We start from the raw sequence: 16,927 nt of genomic DNA on the forward strand, positions 1-16,927 counted from the left end.
CCGACACCCATATCGTGCCGGTTCTCGTCGGCGATCCGGACCTGTGCAAACGGGCCTCGGACCATCTTCTCCACCGTCACGGCATCTATATCCAGCCGATCAACTACCCGACCGTCCCGCGCGGCACGGAACGCCTTCGCATCACCCCGACGCCGCTCCACGACGATGCCCGCATCGATCACCTGAAGGCCGCCCTCGTCGAAACCTGGAACGCCATCGGCATCCCGTTCCAATCGGATCGCCCACACGCCCGGGAAGATGTCGTCGACGCCGTGCCGCTCGTGGTCTCCAAGGCCGGCGGCTGACCTGCCGGTCCGAACGACCCTGGAGCCATGGGTGAATCGCAAAAGGGTCTTCGGCCTGCTCTCGCCCGCTCTCAGCCTGACGCCGCCTTTATTGCCTATTGGTCTTCCAGCCTTGCGCGCCTTCGCTTCACGCGACTTGCGAGGAACGGCACGATCAAGGCGATGCCCATGAAGCGCACCACATGGTGGGCTGCGACATAGGCCGGATCGATATCGAACTGGAAGGCGAGGACCGTGAGCGCTTCGAGCGCCCCGGGCGAATAGGCGAGCGCCACCTTTCCCGGCTCCAGCGGCAGGGTCAGGACGGCGAGGAGACCGGCCAGCGCCGAAAAGGCGATCCCGATCAGGAAACAGACGATCGATATCGGCATCAGGGAAAGAAGCGCTTTTCGCTCGATCCCATAAAGACGCGAGCCGATCAGCGTTCCGAGAAGGACGAGGCAGGGCAGTGCGATCGCGCTCGGAACGGCAACCTCCGACACGCCGCTCGCATGGATCGCGGCACTGCCGATGAGGGCTCCGAGCATCAGGCCGCCGGGTATCCGGAGCATCCGTCCGAGAAGCGCGGCGACGAGGCTGACGGCGAAAAGAAGCGCATATTGCGACGGCGAGCCCGGTTCGCCACGTGTCGCCGCCTCCGTGGCCCCACCACCCTCCAGCCAGCCGAGAAATGGCGTCAGCGCTCCGATCAGGAGGAGGAGCCGCGCCGTCTGCACGATGAGCATCCGCTGCATATCGGTGCGGGTATCCTCGGCGGCAGCGACGACGAAAGCGAGCGCTCCGGGCAGGCTCGCGAAGAGGGAGGTCTCGTGGTTCCACTTCAGCCCGAAATGGAGATAGGCATAGGTCGCGAGCGTGATGAGACACACACCCACCATCTGGATCGCGAAGGAGAATGGCCAGATCGCGATCTGGCCGACCACGTCGGGCGTCACGCCGGAGCCGGCCTGAACGCCGAGGACGAAGAAGGCGACCTGGCTGAGCGCATTCGGCAGCCGCGTATCGAGACCTGTCGCACTTGCCACTGCGACCGCCACCATGGGGCCCAGCAGCCAAGCCACGGGAAGCGAGAGTGCGGATGCGAGGAGGCCTCCGGCGCCGGCGATCGCCAGCGTCGCCAGGACCTTTATGGTCTGATACCCGTCGAAACGCATCACGTGTTTCTGACGATCCATTCGGCGATCCGGTCGGCGGCCAGATCCACTTCGTCGAGCCGGCGGTGGAAGCAGGCGCGCAGGAATTGCGGTCCCGCAGGACCGAAGGCCGTTCCGGGCGCAAGACCGACCCCTGCCTCGTCGACGATGCGGAATGCGGCCGCACGGGTGTCGGTGACGCCGTCGATCGAGAAGAACGCGTAGAATGCACCGGCCGGCGGCGTGAGCGAGACCCGATTGGTCGCCATCAACCGCCTCGAGAACCGATCGCGCGCCTCGTGCGCCCGCGCGATCTGCTCCTCGACGAACGATTCTCCCTGCGTGAGCGCCGCGATCGCCGCGCGCTGCATGAAGGCGGCGACGCCGGAGGTCGAATACTGGATGAGATTGGCGAGGACCTCGTCGAGTTCCGCCGGCGCCTCGATCCATCCGACCCGCCAGCCGGTCATCGCCCAGTTCTTGGAGAAGGAGTTGACGAAGAGGACCGTATCGCCGTCCTCCATCACGTCATGAAAGGACGGCGCTCGCCGGCCTGCATAGTAGAAGCGGCTATAGATCTCGTCGGCGATGATCGCCGTATCGCTCTCGCGCGCGATCGCGAGAATGGCCCGCAGTTCCTCTTCGCTCGCCGTCCATCCGGTCGGGTTCGACGGCGAGTTGACGAAGATCGCCCTGGTCTTTGCGCCGACCGCCGAACGCAGCCTGTCGAGATCGAGCCTCCAGGCTCCGTCGACGGGTTCGAGCGGCACCTCGATCGCACGCGCTCCCGCAAGCTCGGACGCCGCCGCGAAATTCGGCCAGGCCGGCCCGAAATACACGACCTCGTCGCCGGCCTGAACGAGAGCCGCGATGGCGATCTGGATCGCCTGCATGCCCGATCCCGTCACGAAGAAGCGATCGGGCGACTGCGGCCGGCCGTAGAGGGTCTGCGTGTAGTCGGCGAGGGCCTGGCGCAGTTCGGGCAGGCCCCGTTGATAGGTATAGAAGGTCTCGCCCTTGGCGAGGCTCGCCGCAGCCGCATCGCTGATGAAGGCGGGCGTCGAGAGATCGCCCTCTCCCGCCCAGAGCGGAACGACACCCTCGCGCCCGAAGGCATGCTGCATGACGGCGACGATGCCGCTCGCGGGCGCGGCAAGAGCTTGGGCGCTGAGGCGGGAGGTGTGCGACATGGAACGATCTCCGGGTGACGGCCGATGGCATGTGGCGAAGCGTCTGCGGCCACGCTCGTGCTTGCTAGCTCAAGAGCCGGCCCACTCCAACGGCAGGATGAACGAAAAGCGGCGCGCCGACCCTGCCGGTCGGCGCGCCGCCTCGATTGCGACGAGAATGACGCAGATCAGTTCGCGAGCTTGGCCGCGATGCCGGCGATCCGCTTGCCCTGGAATCGTGCGCCGCCCAGGTCGATCTCGCTCGGCTGACGCGATCCGTCTCCGCCGGCGAGCGTCGAGGCGCCATAGGGGGTGCCGCCGATGACTTCGTCCATCACGGTCAGCTTGTCGTAGGAATAGGGAAGCCCGACCACGATCAGGCCGTGATGCTGGAGCACCTTCTGAATGGAGATCAGCGTCGTCTCCTGACCGCCGTGCTGGGAGGCCGTGGACGTGAATGCGCCGCCCACCTTGTCGATCAGCTGACCCTTGGCCCAGAGGCCGCCGGTGCGATCCCAGAAGGACTGCATCTGGGAGCTCATATTACCGAAACGGGTCGGCGAGCCGACGATGACCGCGTCGTAATTCGCCAGTTCTTCGACTTCACAGACGGGATGGGACGAGTCCGTCTTGAAGCCGGCCGCTTCGACCACTTCCTTGGGTGCCGTTTCCGGAACGCGCTTGATGTCGACCTCGGCACCGGCTTCGCGGGCGCCCTCGGCGACAGCCTCCGCCATCTTTTCCACATGGCCGTAGCTCGAATAGTAAAGCACCAGAACCTTCGTCATTGCCGTCACCTCTCGGTTGTGTTTTCGGTGTGTTCATGGCCGATCTAGCAGGCCGTCCCGGGCGAGATAAGGTCCGGTCGAGGGAACGCAACGTCACCTTTTCGAGGGCGAATCGAGGCTCGATCCCCTCAACTCCGTGATTGACGTTCGCCCGCCGAAGGCGATCTGTCGTTCCACGTTTCACCGAGCACCGGATCCTTCAATGAGCGACACAGACAGTTTCACCGCCGGCATGGTGGCGATCGGCGACGAGATTCTCTCCGGACGGACCAAGGACAAGAATATCGGTCACTTCGCCGAGGTTGCGACGCTTGCGGGAATCGACCTGATGGAGGTGCGGATCGTTCCCGATGTCGAGGCGCGGATCGTCGAGGCCGTCGACGCCCTGCGCGGGCGCTACGATCTGGTCGTCACCTCCGGCGGTATCGGTCCGACCCACGACGACATCACGGCGGATGCAATCGGCGTGGCGTTCGGCCTGCCCGTCGAGGAACATCCCGAGGCGGTCTCGCGGCTCGAGGCCTATTACGCCGGCCGCGACATGCCGTTCACCGAAGCCCGGCGCCGGATGACCCGGACGCCGAAGGGCGCGCGCCTCATCGACAATCCGGTCTCCACCGCACCCGGCTTCTCCGTCGAGAACGTCCATGTGATGGCGGGCGTGCCCCACGTCTTCCAGGCGATGCTCGACAATCTGATGGCGACTATCCCGCATGGCCGGCCGATCGAGAGCCGTTCGGTGCCCTGCCCTTACGGAGAAGGTGATATCGGCGATGCGCTCGCCCGCATCGCGAAGGCAAGAGACGGCGTCTCGATCGGCTCCTATCCACGCTTTTCCGAGGGACGGTACACGACGGAGATCGTTCTTCGCTCACGCGATCGCGATAAGCTCGACGAGGCCGAGAGCGCCGTGCGTGCGCTTCTCGCCGAAATGGGATGACGTCCGGCATACCGACGAACGGGGTCTTGCAACGGCCACCAAAAGACGACTATCGCTTCGATCTCGTTTTCGGTTCCAGCGAATTTTCAGAGGTCGGGACTTTAGTAAGCCATGTCGACAGTCGAGAAGTCCTTCCCCGTCTCCTGGGAGCAGTTCCACCGCGATGCGCGCGCCCTCGCCTGGCGGCTCGCCGGCATGGAAACCGATTTCAAGGCGATCGTCTGCATCACGCGTGGCGGGCTCGTGCCGGCAGCCATCATCGCGCGTGAACTCGGCGTGCGCATGATCGAAACGGTCTGCGTCGCATCCTATCACGAATACACCGAGCAGGGCCGGCTCCAGGTGCTGAAGGGCGTTTCCGAGGAACTGACCGCGGATGGCGGGCGCAATGTTCTGATCGTCGACGACCTGACCGATACGGGCAAGACCGCCAAGATCGTGCGCGACATGTTGCCCGAGGCTCATTTCGCAGCCGTCTACGCCAAGCCCATGGGCCGTCCGATGGTCGACACCTTCATTACGGAAGTCAGTCAGGACACGTGGATCTTCTTCCCCTGGGATCTCGGCCTCACGTTTCAGGCTCCGATCAGCAAGGACTCCAAGGGGTAACCCGCTCGGTATCCCAAGGAGCATGAGTCCCTGACTTGAGGGTCCCGCAGTCACGCGCTTTCGCGGCTATCCGACTGTTCTGTCGAACTGACGCCGGGTGCCGGCTTGAAGGGCCGCGACAATCTCAGTTCGAGCGCGATCGTCAATCCATCCGGCTTCGCCATCCGCTCGATCGAACCCCTCAGCTGGTTCATCACGAGGATATCCAGAAGTTCGGAGCCGAAGCCGCCGCGAGGCTCGTTCCCGCTCGGCTGCGCCGCCGCCAGATCGAGACCGCTCTCACGCCATTCGAGCGACAGGAGCTTTTCCTCGTCGCCCGGCTCTTTGTCCCAGGACAGATCGAGGCGCCCTTTCGAAGAGCTTCGCAAAGCGCCGTACTTCACGGCGTTTGTTGCCAGCTCATGGATGATCATGGAGAGGAAGACCGCCTCGTTCGCAGTCACCTCGACCGGCGGCCCCCATGCGTCGTAGCGATCCGGGGATGTGAACGGCGCGAGTTCGCGCGCGAGAATGGCGTCGAGGAGGATCGTCCCGCCTTCACTCTCGGCGATGAGTTCCTGGGTCGCCGCGACGCTGGAGATCCGATCGATGATTTCGAGCTTCAGCGATGTCAGCCCGGCATCGCGCATGGAAAGGGAGATGACCGCCTGGAGAATGGAGAAGGCGTTTCGCGAACGGTGCTGGAGTTCGCGCGCGACGAGACGTGTCTCCTCTTCGGCGGCCTTGCGGCGTTCCACCTCCGTGCGGAGCGCCACCTCGCGCATGATGATCTCCGAAAAATCCTGCATCAAGGAGAGGTCGTCCGCCGACCAGTCGCGAACCCGTGTATCCATGGCGCAGAGAGACCCGATCACGTTCCCCGATGAGAGGCGGAGGGGAACACCGATAAAGGCTCGCACGGACATCTCGCCGGTCGCCGGTTCGGCCCGCACCCAGCCGTCCCATGACATGTCCGCGATGACGACGACCTCTCCCGACCGGGTGACGCGCTCGCACAGGGCGCGGTTGGAGGGCGCCTCGAGCATCTGCGACCAGGCCTCCTCGAAACCCGCTTCGGGATCGACCGTCTTCCTCCGGTTTCCGGCAAGGGTGAGATAGGCGACCGGGACATCCAGCAATCGTCGGACGAGAGCCGTGACGCGATCGAACTCCCTCTCCGGTTCGGGTCCGATGATGCTCCAGTCGATCAGTGTCTCGTTCCTTCGTTCGAACCGTCCAGGGCCATCGCTTGGAAGCCCAAACTCTACGAGGAACCGGTTTGTGAATCACTGTTCACGCGAACTGGCCACCAATATGGCAAACCCGCCCTCTTGCGCACCCGCTATGCATTTCGCATCGAGAAGGCTTCTGCGCCGGGCTCGGCGGACGTCTCCCGGTCGCCAAATCGAAAAAGGCTCTTCCGAACCCGAGGCTAGCGCCCGAAGATATCCACAGACTTCTGCATGTCCCGGAAAGACTGGGGACAGTGCGATCTTTCAAATTGTCCGAATCGGCCCGCGAATCTATCCTTCGGGGCAGCTCTACAGGGGTTGTCCTCGTCCGCGATCGGCATTTCGCAGCTCGTGGACCGGAGATCGCCGAGGGTCCGGGGTTCGAGATTCAGACTCGATTAAGCACTCTCGATCTACTATATGTAGCGGCAAGGCCGTGACGACTGGATACATCTTGTAGCATGCCGATATCCCCTCGGCGGAGGGGTCGTCACATGCCGCTTCCTGCCGTTCATACGCCGCCGCCATTACTGAACATCTTAAGGGAATCGAGCCGTCATGGGCATCACTATCGAACGCCGCTACACCAAGGCCGGTGAAAGCGCATATGCGAGCATCGAATTCCGCAAGGCGACGAGCGAGATCAAGAACCCGGACGGATCCGTGGTCTTCAGGCTCGCCGATATCGACGTTCCGGCGCAGTTCAGTCAGGTCGCGTCCGATATCCTCGCCCAGAAATATTTCCGCAAGGCCGGCGTGCCGGCTCGCCTGAAGAAGGTCGAGGAGAACGACGTTCCCTCCTTCCTCTGGCGCTCCGTCGCAGATACCGATGCCCTCGCCGAGCTGCCCGAAGACGAGCGCTACGGCTCGGAGATGGACGGCCGACAGGTCTTCGACCGCCTGGCCGGCACCTGGACCTACTGGGGCTGGAAGGGTGGCTACTTCGCCTCGGAGGAGGATGCCGCCGCATTCCGTGACGAGCTCGCCTTTATGCTGGCCACCCAGAAGGTGGCTCCGAACTCCCCGCAATGGTTCAACACGGGTCTTCACTGGGCCTATGGCATCGACGGTCCCGGCCAGGGCCATCACTATGTCGACTTCCGCACCGGCGAACTGCGCGCGTCCGAATCCGCCTACGAGCACCCGCAGCCCCATGCCTGTTTCATTCAGTCCGTCGCCGACGATCTCGTGAACGAAGGCGGCATCATGGACCTCTGGGTTCGCGAAGCCCGTCTTTTCAAATATGGCTCGGGCACCGGCTCGAATTTCTCGCATCTGCGCGGCGAAGGCGAAAGCCTGTCCGGCGGCGGTCGCTCCTCGGGCCTCATGTCCTTCCTGAAGATCGGTGACCGGGCCGCCGGCGCCATCAAGTCGGGCGGAACGACGCGCCGCGCCGCGAAGATGGTCGTCGTCGACATCGACCATCCGGATATCGAGAAGTACATCTCCTGGAAGGTTCGCGAGGAGGAGAAGGTCGCCGCCCTCGTCACCGGATCGAAGACCGTCTCCAAGCATCTCAAGGCGATCATCGCGGCCTGCGTGAACTGCGAAGGGCCGGAAGGCGACTGCTACGAGCCGGCCAGGAACCCTGCCCTCAAGCGCGCCATCAAGGACGCCAAGAACGCGCAGGTTCCCGAGAACTACGTCAAGCGCGTGATCCAGTTCGCCCGCCAGGGCTATACCGACATCGAATTCCCGGTCTACGACACCGACTGGGACTCCGAGGCCTATCTCACCGTCGCCGGCCAGAACTCCAACAACTCGGTCTCCCTCACGGACGACTTCCTTCGCGCCGTCGAGAACGACGAGGAGTGGCAGCTGATCCGCCGCACCGACGGCAAGGTCGCCAAGACCGTCAAGGCGCGTGAACTGTGGGATCAGATCGGCTACGCCGCCTGGGCGTCCGCCGATCCGGGCCTCCACTTCAACACCACCATGAACGACTGGCACACCTGCCCGGCCGCCGGCTCGATCCGTGCGTCCAATCCGTGCTCGGAATATATGTTCCTGGACGACACGGCCTGCAATCTCGCCTCGCTCAACCTCCTCCAGTTCGTCGAGCGCACCGGCGAGACCAAGCGGTTCGACACGCCGTCCTTCGAGCATGCCACCCGGCTGTGGACGATCGTCCTCGAGATCTCCGTCCTCATGGCGCAGTTCCCGAGCCGCGAGATCGCGCGCCTGTCCTACGACTATCGCACGCTGGGTCTCGGCTTCGCCAATATCGGCGGGCTCCTGATGTCCGGCGGCATTCCCTATGATTCCCGGGAAGGCCGGGCCATCTGCGGCGCCATCTCCGCGCTCATGACCGGTATCGCCTACAAGACCTCGGCCGAGATGGCCGGTGAACTGGGCGCCTTCCCGGACTACGAGCGCAATGCCGAGGCCATGCAGCGCGTCGTGCGCAACCATGCAAGGGCCGCTCAGGGCATCGCCAACGGCTATGAGAAGCTCGCCGTCGACCCGGTCCCGCTCGACCATGCAAACCTTGCCGACAAGCGCCTTTCGGCCCGGGCGAAGGCTGCCTGGAGCGAAGCCGTCGAACTCGGCGAGAAGAACGGCTATCGCAACGCGCAGGTCTCGGTGATCGCTCCGACCGGCACGATCGGTCTCGTGATGGACTGCGACACGACCGGCATCGAACCCGACTTCGCGCTGGTGAAGTTCAAGAAGCTCGCTGGCGGCGGCTACTTCAAGATCATCAACCGCGCCGTGCCGGAGGCCCTTCGCACCCTCGGCTATTCCGAAAGCCAGATCGCCGAGATCGAGGCCTATGCGGTCGGCCACGGCAATCTCAACCAGGCGCCCGCGATCAATCCCGGCTCGCTGAAGGCCAAGGGCTTCACCGATGCGCTGATCGAGACCGTCAACGGCGCGCTGACCTCGGCCTTCGACATCAAGTTCGTCTTCAATCGCTATACGCTCGGCGACGACTTCATGAAGGACGTGCTCGGAGTCTCCGACGAGCAGCTCGCGGACTTCACCTTCGAGCTCCTGCCCTTCCTCGGTTTCTCCCGCAAGGATATCGAGGCCGCGAACGTCCATGTCTGCGGCGCCATGACCCTCGAGGGTGCGCCGCATCTCAAGACCGAGCATCTGCCGGTGTTCGATTGCGCCAATCCCTGCGGCCGTCTGGGCAAGCGCTATCTTTCGGTCGAAAGCCATATCCGCATGATGGCGGCGGCCCAGCCCTTCATCTCGGGCGCGATCTCCAAGACCATCAACATGCCGAACGATGCGACCGTCGAGGACTGCAACGCCGCTTACATGCTCTCGTGGAAGCTCGCGCTGAAGGCCAATGCCCTTTACCGCGACGGCTCCAAGCTCTCCCAGCCCCTCAACGCCTCGCTCATCTCCGATGACGAGGACGAAGACGACACGGTCGAGGAGGTGACCGCCGCGCTGATGGCAGCGCCCCAGCAGGAGCAGGCCGTGCAGATCGCCGAGCGCATCGTCGAGCGCATCGTCGAGAAGGTGGTTCGCGACCGCGAGAAGCTGCCGAACCGGCGCAAAGGCTACACCCAGAAAGCCATCGTCGGCGGTCACAAGGTCTATCTGCGCACGGGCGAGTTCGACGACGGTCGTCTCGGCGAGATCTTCATCGACATGCACAAGGAGGGCGCAGCCTTCCGTGCGATGATGAACAACTTCGCCATCGCCATCTCGCTCGGCCTGCAGTTCGGCGTGCCGCTGGAGGAATATGTGGAGGCCTTCACCTTCACCCGCTTCGAGCCGGCAGGCATGGTCCAGGGCAACGAGGCCATCAAGAACGCCACCTCGATCCTCGACTACATCTTCCGCGAACTCGCCGTCTCCTATCTCGAGCGGCACGATCTCGCCCATGTGCAGCCGGACGATTTCGGAGCCTCCTCGGTCGGCCGGGGCGTGGAAGGCGACAAGCCTGCCCCCTCGCCGATTTCGACCGGAATGGTGCGCGGCCAGACGTCCAAGTTCCGCGTCGTCTCCTCGAACGAGCCTCAAGGCTCGCTGAAGGAGGGCTCGCTGAAGGAGGGCGCGTCCAAGGATGCCGGGCAGGTCCGTCCGCTCGGAGCCCCTGCCCCGACGGCCAAGGCGTCGGCTCCGTCGAATGTCGCGCAGATCGGCACGAAGCCGGGCGCGGTCGCGGCCGCCAAGAGCGCCGGACCGGTTTCGATCGCTTCGGGCACGAAGGGCGGGCAATCGGCAGCGTTCAAGCGCGACTACGAGACGGCCCCCGTCTCCGACCCCGCGCCGATCGCCGACCGCTCGCCGGCCCAGGGTCTCTTCGACCAGCCCCTCGCTTTCGAGGCGACCGCGCGGGACCGTTCCAACCTGTCGGATGCCCCCGTCCGGCCCGCGGCCCGCGACACCTCCGGCGCACCGGCCGAAACCGCCAGCGCCGTCGCGCCGGCGGCTGCCCCCACCGCAGGCGAACGGCGAGCCGTCGCCATGATGAAAGGCTATACCGGCGACAGCTGCACCGAATGCGGCAACTACTCCATGGTCCGCAACGGCACCTGCCTGAAATGCGACACCTGCGGATCGACAAGCGGCTGCTCGTGATCTGTCAGCAGCGTGTCGGAAACACCAAAGTTGTGGAATCGGAACCAAAGTTGTAAGTGGCGTTGAGATGCTAGGAAGAAAAACCTAGTTCGATCAACGCTCGAAAGCGAAGCCTATAGAACAGCTTAACCTGCGCGGCACCTGTCGCGCAGGAATGCATAAAGGAACAAACAGGGATCAATGAAGCGCTGTCGGGGGACCGGCGCATCACGGCAGAAGGCTGAAAAGACATGAACGCCATCATCGGCATCATCACTCCGGAGGCCGAGCGCTTCCTCGAGGCCATGGCCCAGGAGCTCGAGATCCCCCGCTCCCGGTACGAGCATGCGGACTCCCGCTTCCACTCTCTCGGCGACTGGTTCGGCCGGCCCGAGTCGACCATCCGCCATTACGACCCCCAGATCTACGTCCAAGGGTCGTTCCGCCTCGGCACGGCCATCCGCCCTTGGACGGAGGCTGAGGACTACGACGTCGACTCGGTCTGCGTGCTCCGCCTACTCGACAAGGGCTCCCTTACCCAAGAGCAGCTCAAGTGGCTCGTCGGGTATGAGATCGAGCTGTACGCGAAGGCGCACGGGATGGCGAAGCCCGTCCGCGAGGGGCGCCGCTGCTGGGTCCTTGAGTATGCGGACGGCGCGCAGTTCCACATGGACATCGTGCCCGCTGTCCCGGACGAGGCGGACCAGCGCGCCCTGCTCCAGCGCCACATGCTCGACGCGGCCGTTGCCAAGACGGCGATCTCGATTACCGACCGTGAGGACAAGGGCTACCGCATCTTCACGCGTGACTGGCCGAGGTCCAACCCGAAGGCCTACTCGGAATGGTTCCGCGCCAAGGTCGTTGCCGTCGAGGTCAAGCGGCGGAAGGACGGCATCCGCGCCGAGGTCGAGAACATGCCGACGTTCAGGATCAGGACGCCGCTCCAGTCGGCGGTCATGATCCTCAAGCGGCACCGCGACCGGATGTTCGCCAAGCGTCCGGACGAGCGCCCGATCTCCGTGATCATCACGACGCTTGCCGCGCATGCCTACGGCGGCGAACTGACCATCGGCAAGGCGCTCGTCTCCATCCTCTCGCGCATGGACCAGTTCATCGAGACGGTGAACGGCGTCGACTACATCAAGAACCCGACCGACCCTTTGGAGAACTTCGCCGACAAGTGGGGGAAGCATCCGGAGCGCAGGGCGGCGTTCCACGAGTGGCTCAGACAGGCCCGCGCCGACTTCTACAACGCAGCCGTCATGACGGCCAAGCAGGACATGGCCAAGGCGGTCCAAGACGGGGTGGGCGTCGGCCTTGCGGAGAAGGCTAGGGCCCGAGCCGTGGGCATCGGCGCCCCGGCCTTCCTGTCGGGAACGACGATCGGTTCGGCGGCGGCGGCGAGCACCAGGTCGATCCGCGCCGCCGGCGGAGGCCGGAATGCCTGACAGAGCTGTCTTGGCGGAACGAAGGAGTTCCGCGGAAGGGGCGGTCGAAGCGTGGTTGCAGGCGAACTCCGCGGATGTCCGTCGCCTGCGCCCAGACGAGCTGTCGTCGCTTCGGACGAAGCCGGTCGCCGGTTGGCGGCTTCCGATCGAGCTGGCGGACGCGGTCAGGCTGGTGGACGTACTCTTGGGCGCGGGCTTCCCGTTCGATCCCCCGCGGATCCGCTTGGTCGACGAGCCGAAGTTCGGTGCCTGGCCGAACGTCGAGCGTGATGGCTACCTATGCTTGGCCTCCGGCACCACCACGTTCTCGCCGGACGATCCGGTCGGCATGGTGGCGAACGTCCTCGCGCTTGCGCTCGGCGTCGGCCATCTGGTCGGCACGCCAGCCGGCGACGAGGTCCACCGCGAGGACATCCTCTCCTACTGGTCGGCGACCAGGACATTGGGAGGCGTCCGCGTGCTGAGCCTGCTCGATCCGGAGCTGGGCTCGCGATGGGTGCGAGCTTGGAAAGGCCGCCACCTTCTCCTGGCCGAGGACGACGAGACGATCAAGCGCTGGCGGCGCAACCTCTACGGCAAGCCATCGCGCCGCGATGGCGAGACCGGCACTGCGTTCCTCCTGCGGCTGGACCGTCCGCTCGTGCCGGCGGAAATGCCGGATACAGCGGCAGACGTCCTCGCGCTCGCCGAGGAGGCGGGCTGCGGCGAGTTGCTGCGCAAGACGCTTTCGACCCTTCCGGACGCGCTTCCCGTGGCGATCGCGATGCCATCGACCGCGGGGACCGCCATCGCGCTGGTGTCGGTGCGGCGGCCCGACGTCGAACGGGGCCGCGATCCGCTGACCCAGGGCTTCCGACCCGACCGCGTCCCGCAGGCCCTCGCCCTCGGGCGGTACTTCGGCGTCACCCCCGTCCGCAGGATTCGAGCGCAGCGCGCGGATCCCTCCTGGATCCACGGACGGGACGGCGATCCGCGCTTGCGATGGCTGCGGGCCTCGCACGTCGTCGTCCTTGGTTGCGGCTCCGTTGGCGCCCCCGTCGCGGTCCTCCTGGCCCAGGCAGGCGTCGGGCGCCTGACGCTCGTCGACATGGACGTCCTCAAGGCGTCGAACGTCGGGCGGCACCCGCTCGGCATGGGCGAGGTCGACCTGCCAAAGTCCACGGCCCTCGCTGTGAAGCTCGGACGCGACCTGCCCCACCTCGACGTATCCTTCGAAGTTGCACGGAGCGACTGGATTCTTCGGGAGAAGGAGGATCTGCTGCTCGGATGCGATCTTATCGTTTCGGCGATGGGTGACTGGCCAGCGGAGGCGATGCTGGACGAGTGGCACCAAGCTGTGGGCGCCGCCGCTCCACCCGTAGTCTACGGATGGACCGAAGCACATGCCTGCGCGGGACATGCAGTCTGCATAGCCCCGGGTGATGCGCCGTTCAGGGTCGGGCTTGATGTCACGGGCCGCCCTTACGTTCGCGTCACCGAGTGGACGCGTAGCCCGACCGCCAGGCGGGAGCCTGCCTGCGGTGCCGTTTACGAACCGTACGGACCAGTGGAACTTGCGCCCATCAATGCACTGATCGCGGAATGTTCCCTCGACACCCTTCTGGCACCGCCGACACACTCCATTCACCACGTCCGGACCGGGTCCCGGAAGGTGCTAGAGTCGGCGGGGGGAGCGTGGTCGTCCGGGTGGCTGGAACTGGTAGGAGGTAGTGAACCCGGCTCGCGCTCGCTGACGAGGAGATGGGGAACGGGCCATTAGGTGGTCGAAGCCGCCCGGGGTTTGACCAAAGGCTTGGGGACCGCCCGGTGTCTGTCTACGACGTCACCCGTACTACGATCGCGCCGTTAGGCATGCCTTGCCACACGTCGGCAACCGCGTGAGGCGACGCGCAAACCCCAATCAGCACACTCCCGCACCTGACGGCTGAACATCCGGCGGGGCGTATCCACGAGTCAGGCGTCGACCAATTTCAACTCCAGTTTCTTGCCTACGGTACGCGCGGCACGATCAAGCGACTCTACCGAGACGTTCACGTTGGTGGGATCAAGGACACGGGACAACTGGGTTCGGCTCGTTCCCATGGCCGCCGCCATGGCCGCCTTGGTCACACCCTTGGAAACCCGCTCATTCTCGAGCTGCCACGCGATAACTCGCTTTATCGCCTCACCGTACACTTCCTCGTGGATGCCAAGCTCGTCGATAAAACTTTCGAAAGAAGTGTCCTGATGAACTTTAGTATCACTCATCTCATTTCTTCCTGCTTTTATGGGCTTTATGACGCGAAATGGCCAAGTCGATCGCTACGTCCTGGCCGGACTTACCTTCGTGACCGTGCAGGAGGAGCATAACGCCGCCCTCTATGGCGAAGTACACACGCGCCTCCACCTTGCCGGACTTGATCGTAGAACGAACCTCCCGCAGACCGCCACGCACAGGTTTGCAGGTCGGCATACCCACGGGCCAGCCGAACTCGACAGTCGCGATGTCGCGACCCACGATGCAACAGTCGGCCTCGTTCAGACCTTTGAGCCAGTCCCTTACGGGAAGGTTCCCGGCGTCGGTCTCAAAGAATTCTGCCTTGATGCGTTTCACTTGATGCTTTGTACCTTATAAGGTTCACCCAGCGCAAGCGTTCCAACCTGCCCCCGGAAAAGATTTTGCGTTCGCGTCCGCCACCGTACCGATCGACACTCATGCGGGCGCCGGGAACAAAGCATTAACTCCTCAACCCTGAAGGGTTTCCAAAACACGACGCACACGCGGGGACAAGCGGCACCACAAATACGTTGCTCAGCCACGAGTTCCTGTTGCCATGCCGGTCTCACCGTCGGAAATCCGCATCGTTACCGCGCGGAGACGCATTAAGTGCTTCCCAGCCGAACCTCAACGGATCCACAGCGTTGGGATGAATCCTCCGCGCGTCCTGTTCTGGTCCCAGATCCTCATCGGCAGGTCTGCCTTGGGCATCCGGACCCTGCCGAACTCGACCGCCGCCGAGTTCGGCAGGGCCGGGAAGACGTTGATCTCGGCGCCCTCTCCGTGGACAGCCTTGATGCGGTCGAGGAGGTTTCGGACGCGCCGCTTGAACTCCGACAGATCTTTGGGCCGGCGCATGATGTCGTTGTGCGGATCCTCGGCCGTCAGGGACCAGATGGCAACGTCGTCCCCGAGGACGGCTGTAATGCGATCGTCGATCACGGTCGCGCTGAGGGCCAGCTTGAGGGCGACCGGCGAGTGTCCGGCTACGTCCCCGGGCACGGTCTCCAGAAAGGGAATCGCGGGTTGCCCCGGCTGCCACCGCCAAGTCGCGGGTTCGCGGTGGCGCTGATGGACCACGGCGGGCACGATGTCGCCGATCAGACGGCCGAGTTCCATCAGGAGGGGCTGCGGCGCCAGCGCGAAGACGTTGAGGTTGCGGATCTCCTGCATCTCGACGCGTCCCCTGACCTTCGCGTCGAAGTGCCTACGCAGGTTCTCAGCCTGGAAACGCCAGTAGTCCTCCTCGTCGTCCTTGTACGCACACGACACGAGCGAGAGGTCGATGGTCTGCCGCGACGCCGGATGGTGGTCCGGCGGCATCGCGGAGAGGATCGCCTTCGTCGACACGAGGGATTCGCTCCCGCCGATGTCGGCGGCGAAGCGGACGACGTGCGAGGCCCGGTCGGCATCCAGGTCCGCGACGATCGCGATGCGCTCCTCGTGTTCGCGTTTCATCTCGAGGAGAATGTCCTCCGGGTGCTCGTCCACTTCCTCCACGTCGATGAGCTTGTGGTGGGTGGCGCAGAGCAGCATGAGGTTGCCGAGCTCCTTCGCGAGCTGCGGTGACTGCACGGGATCGCCGCGCGGCCCGTTCTCGGAGTCCGCCACGATGTGGGCGACGAAACCGAAGGTGCCGTCCTCGTTGCCCGAGACGAGGTCGCCGACGAGCTCCCGGTTGCAACCTCTGTACTGGCAACGACCCGCCGCGAGGGCCCACAGGGCAGCCTGCTTCTTCGGCCCGACGTTCGTCTTCGCCATCGATCCTCCCGCCCTCGGTCGTCTGAGTCGCCGATGGAGCCCAGAGTGTCAGTCTAACCACCGTTTGTCGACGCCGACGACGGATCGCTGGAGTCTCGTCCCGAGCGCGGCGGCCGGAAACGGCAACGCGGCGGGAACGCCCGTCAGTAGCACGTCGTCGGCGGTTCCGCCGTCTCGCCGCACGCCCGCCACATGCGGGCGTCCCGTTCCTCGATGACCGCCGCGTAGGATGCGGACTCCCTGCCCCGCGCCTCGTTGCGACTGCGTTCGGCGGCGTCCGATGGAATGACGATACCCGGGTTGAGCGAAAGTCGATGCACGTTCCCTGCCCGGAAGAGGGAGTCGTCGGGGACGATCAGCACCCGCAGCAGCGGCAACTCGATGGAAGCCTGCCCGGTCGCGAGCGTGACGTCGGCGGTGAGGTTCACCGTCCGAAGCTCGAAGGCAGTCCTGATCCCGTGCGAGGCGACGTTCGGGGCCACTAGGCCCCGGGCGAGGCGTTCGGCCTGCTCCGGCGTCCCGACGTAGTCCACGACGTACCAGTAGCCGTTCCTGCTCGAAACCAGCGACCAGCTGAAGGAATCGCGCCGGTCGGCGTCCGGGTTTCGGAGGATTTCGACCTCGTGGTCGTCCAGCACGACGCGCCGTGCCTCCCCTTCTCCGCCCGGTCGGTGCCTCGGCTGGTCGTGTCGGCCCAGTCGTCTACGTTCCCTGTCCACGGTCATGCCCGCCTCCCCGTTCATGGCAGGTTTCGGCGACGGCGTGCAACCGACAACATGACGACC

14 protein-coding genes are annotated in these 16,927 nt (G+C 64.7%); 6 read left to right on the forward strand and 8 right to left on the reverse strand.

Going from position 1 to position 16,927, the window contains the following annotated elements; translation table 11 throughout:
* Window positions 1–305: aminotransferase class I/II-fold pyridoxal phosphate-dependent enzyme (locus DYI37_RS12125; protein WP_116683534.1), on the forward strand; the 305-nt coding region annotated here is incomplete at its 5' end.
* Window positions 306–400: 95 nt separating this feature from the next.
* Here the strand turns inward: DYI37_RS12125 and DYI37_RS12130 are convergent.
* From DYI37_RS12130 to wrbA, 3 genes are all read right to left on the reverse strand, one after another.
* On the reverse strand, window positions 401–1,480 hold the full coding sequence (locus DYI37_RS12130) for an AbrB family transcriptional regulator (RefSeq protein ID WP_245413893.1): 1,080 nt from the start codon (window positions 1,478–1,480) through the stop codon (window positions 401–403).
* Window positions 1,459–2,628 carry a pyridoxal phosphate-dependent aminotransferase gene (locus DYI37_RS12135; RefSeq protein WP_116683536.1) on the reverse strand — a complete coding sequence of 390 codons (1,170 nt, stop codon included), beginning with the start codon at window positions 2,626–2,628 and terminating at the stop codon, window positions 1,459–1,461. The genes DYI37_RS12130 and DYI37_RS12135 overlap by 22 nt, the downstream gene beginning before the upstream one ends.
* Before the next feature lie 167 nt (window positions 2,629–2,795).
* Complete coding sequence (gene wrbA, locus DYI37_RS12140) at window positions 2,796–3,395, reverse strand: NAD(P)H:quinone oxidoreductase (RefSeq protein WP_116683537.1); 600 nt, start codon at window positions 3,393–3,395, stop codon at window positions 2,796–2,798.
* A gap of 202 nt (window positions 3,396–3,597) precedes the next feature.
* Here wrbA and DYI37_RS12145 point away from each other — a divergent pair, with 202 nt between their 5' ends.
* Both DYI37_RS12145 and gpt read left to right on the forward strand, forming a co-directional pair.
* Window positions 3,598–4,335 carry a competence/damage-inducible protein A gene (locus tag DYI37_RS12145; RefSeq protein ID WP_245413894.1) on the forward strand — a complete coding sequence of 246 codons (738 nt, stop codon included), beginning with the start codon at window positions 3,598–3,600 and terminating at the stop codon, window positions 4,333–4,335.
* 111 nt (window positions 4,336–4,446) lie between these two features.
* Window positions 4,447–4,944 (forward strand): xanthine phosphoribosyltransferase, encoded by a 498-nt coding sequence (gene gpt / locus DYI37_RS12150; RefSeq protein ID WP_116683538.1) that lies wholly within the window; start codon window positions 4,447–4,449, stop codon window positions 4,942–4,944.
* Window positions 4,945–4,994: 50 nt separating this feature from the next.
* Here gpt and DYI37_RS12155 read toward each other — a convergent pair whose 3' ends face one another.
* On the reverse strand, window positions 4,995–6,134 hold the full coding sequence (locus DYI37_RS12155) for a GAF domain-containing protein (protein ID WP_342634942.1): 1,140 nt from the start codon (window positions 6,132–6,134) through the stop codon (window positions 4,995–4,997).
* A gap of 579 nt (window positions 6,135–6,713) precedes the next feature.
* Here DYI37_RS12155 and DYI37_RS12160 point away from each other — a divergent pair.
* The 3 genes from DYI37_RS12160 to DYI37_RS12170 all read left to right on the forward strand — a co-directional run bounded on the left by DYI37_RS12160 (window position 6,714) and on the right by DYI37_RS12170 (window position 13,883).
* Complete coding sequence (locus DYI37_RS12160; RefSeq protein ID WP_116683540.1) at window positions 6,714–10,697, forward strand: vitamin B12-dependent ribonucleotide reductase; 3,984 nt, start codon at window positions 6,714–6,716, stop codon at window positions 10,695–10,697.
* A 230-nt stretch (window positions 10,698–10,927) separates the two neighbouring features.
* Window positions 10,928–12,124, forward strand: coding sequence for a nucleotidyltransferase domain-containing protein (locus tag DYI37_RS12165; RefSeq protein WP_116683541.1), 1,197 nt, complete (start codon window positions 10,928–10,930; stop codon window positions 12,122–12,124).
* Entirely contained in the window at window positions 12,117–13,883 is a 1,767-nt protein-coding gene (locus DYI37_RS12170) for a ThiF family adenylyltransferase (RefSeq protein ID WP_116683542.1), read from the forward strand. Before DYI37_RS12165 ends, DYI37_RS12170 begins: the two co-directional genes overlap by 8 nt.
* 194 nt (window positions 13,884–14,077) lie before the next feature.
* Here the strand turns inward: DYI37_RS12170 and DYI37_RS12175 are convergent, their stop codons facing one another.
* The 4 genes from DYI37_RS12175 to DYI37_RS12190 form a co-directional block, all read right to left on the reverse strand.
* Window positions 14,078–14,371 carry a helix-turn-helix domain-containing protein gene (locus DYI37_RS12175; protein WP_116683543.1) on the reverse strand — a complete coding sequence of 98 codons (294 nt, stop codon included), beginning with the start codon at window positions 14,369–14,371 and terminating at the stop codon, window positions 14,078–14,080.
* A 1-nt stretch (window position 14,372) separates the two neighbouring features.
* Window positions 14,373–14,717 (reverse strand): type II toxin-antitoxin system RelE/ParE family toxin, encoded by a 345-nt coding sequence (locus tag DYI37_RS12180; protein WP_116683544.1) that lies wholly within the window; start codon window positions 14,715–14,717, stop codon window positions 14,373–14,375.
* Window positions 14,718–15,008: 291 nt separating this feature from the next.
* Complete coding sequence (locus DYI37_RS12185) at window positions 15,009–16,142, reverse strand: SAVED domain-containing protein (RefSeq protein WP_116683545.1); 1,134 nt, start codon at window positions 16,140–16,142, stop codon at window positions 15,009–15,011.
* 143 nt (window positions 16,143–16,285) lie between these two features.
* Window positions 16,286–16,867: a hypothetical protein gene (locus DYI37_RS12190; RefSeq protein ID WP_147307924.1), complete on the reverse strand. Its 582-nt coding sequence runs from the start codon at window positions 16,865–16,867 to the stop codon at window positions 16,286–16,288.
* Window positions 16,868–16,927 lie beyond the last annotated feature (60 nt).

This window comes from Fulvimarina endophytica, from assembly GCF_003403015.1.
GTDB lineage: Bacteria > Pseudomonadota > Alphaproteobacteria > Rhizobiales > Rhizobiaceae > Fulvimarina > Fulvimarina endophytica.

Excerpts from the sequence above, each read along its gene's own strand:
- DYI37_RS12165 (WP_116683541.1), top strand. The coding sequence starts at position 10,928 with ATGAACGCCATCATCGGCATCATCACTCCGGAGGCCGAGCGCTTCCTC.
- DYI37_RS12185 (WP_116683545.1), bottom strand. The coding sequence starts at position 16,142 with ATGGCGAAGACGAACGTCGGGCCGAAGAAGCAGGCTGCCCTGTGGGCC.
- DYI37_RS12135 (WP_116683536.1), bottom strand. The coding sequence starts at position 2,628 with ATGTCGCACACCTCCCGCCTCAGCGCCCAAGCTCTTGCCGCGCCCGCG.
- gpt (WP_116683538.1), top strand. The coding sequence starts at position 4,447 with ATGTCGACAGTCGAGAAGTCCTTCCCCGTCTCCTGGGAGCAGTTCCAC.
- DYI37_RS12160 (WP_116683540.1), top strand. The coding sequence starts at position 6,714 with ATGGGCATCACTATCGAACGCCGCTACACCAAGGCCGGTGAAAGCGCA.
- DYI37_RS12130 (WP_245413893.1), bottom strand. The coding sequence starts at position 1,480 with ATGGATCGTCAGAAACACGTGATGCGTTTCGACGGGTATCAGACCATA.
- DYI37_RS12145 (WP_245413894.1), top strand. The coding sequence starts at position 3,598 with ATGAGCGACACAGACAGTTTCACCGCCGGCATGGTGGCGATCGGCGAC.
- DYI37_RS12190 (WP_147307924.1), bottom strand. The coding sequence starts at position 16,867 with ATGACCGTGGACAGGGAACGTAGACGACTGGGCCGACACGACCAGCCG.
- DYI37_RS12170 (WP_116683542.1), top strand. The coding sequence starts at position 12,117 with ATGCCTGACAGAGCTGTCTTGGCGGAACGAAGGAGTTCCGCGGAAGGG.
- wrbA (WP_116683537.1), bottom strand. The coding sequence starts at position 3,395 with ATGACGAAGGTTCTGGTGCTTTACTATTCGAGCTACGGCCATGTGGAA.
- DYI37_RS12175 (WP_116683543.1), bottom strand. The coding sequence starts at position 14,371 with ATGAGTGATACTAAAGTTCATCAGGACACTTCTTTCGAAAGTTTTATC.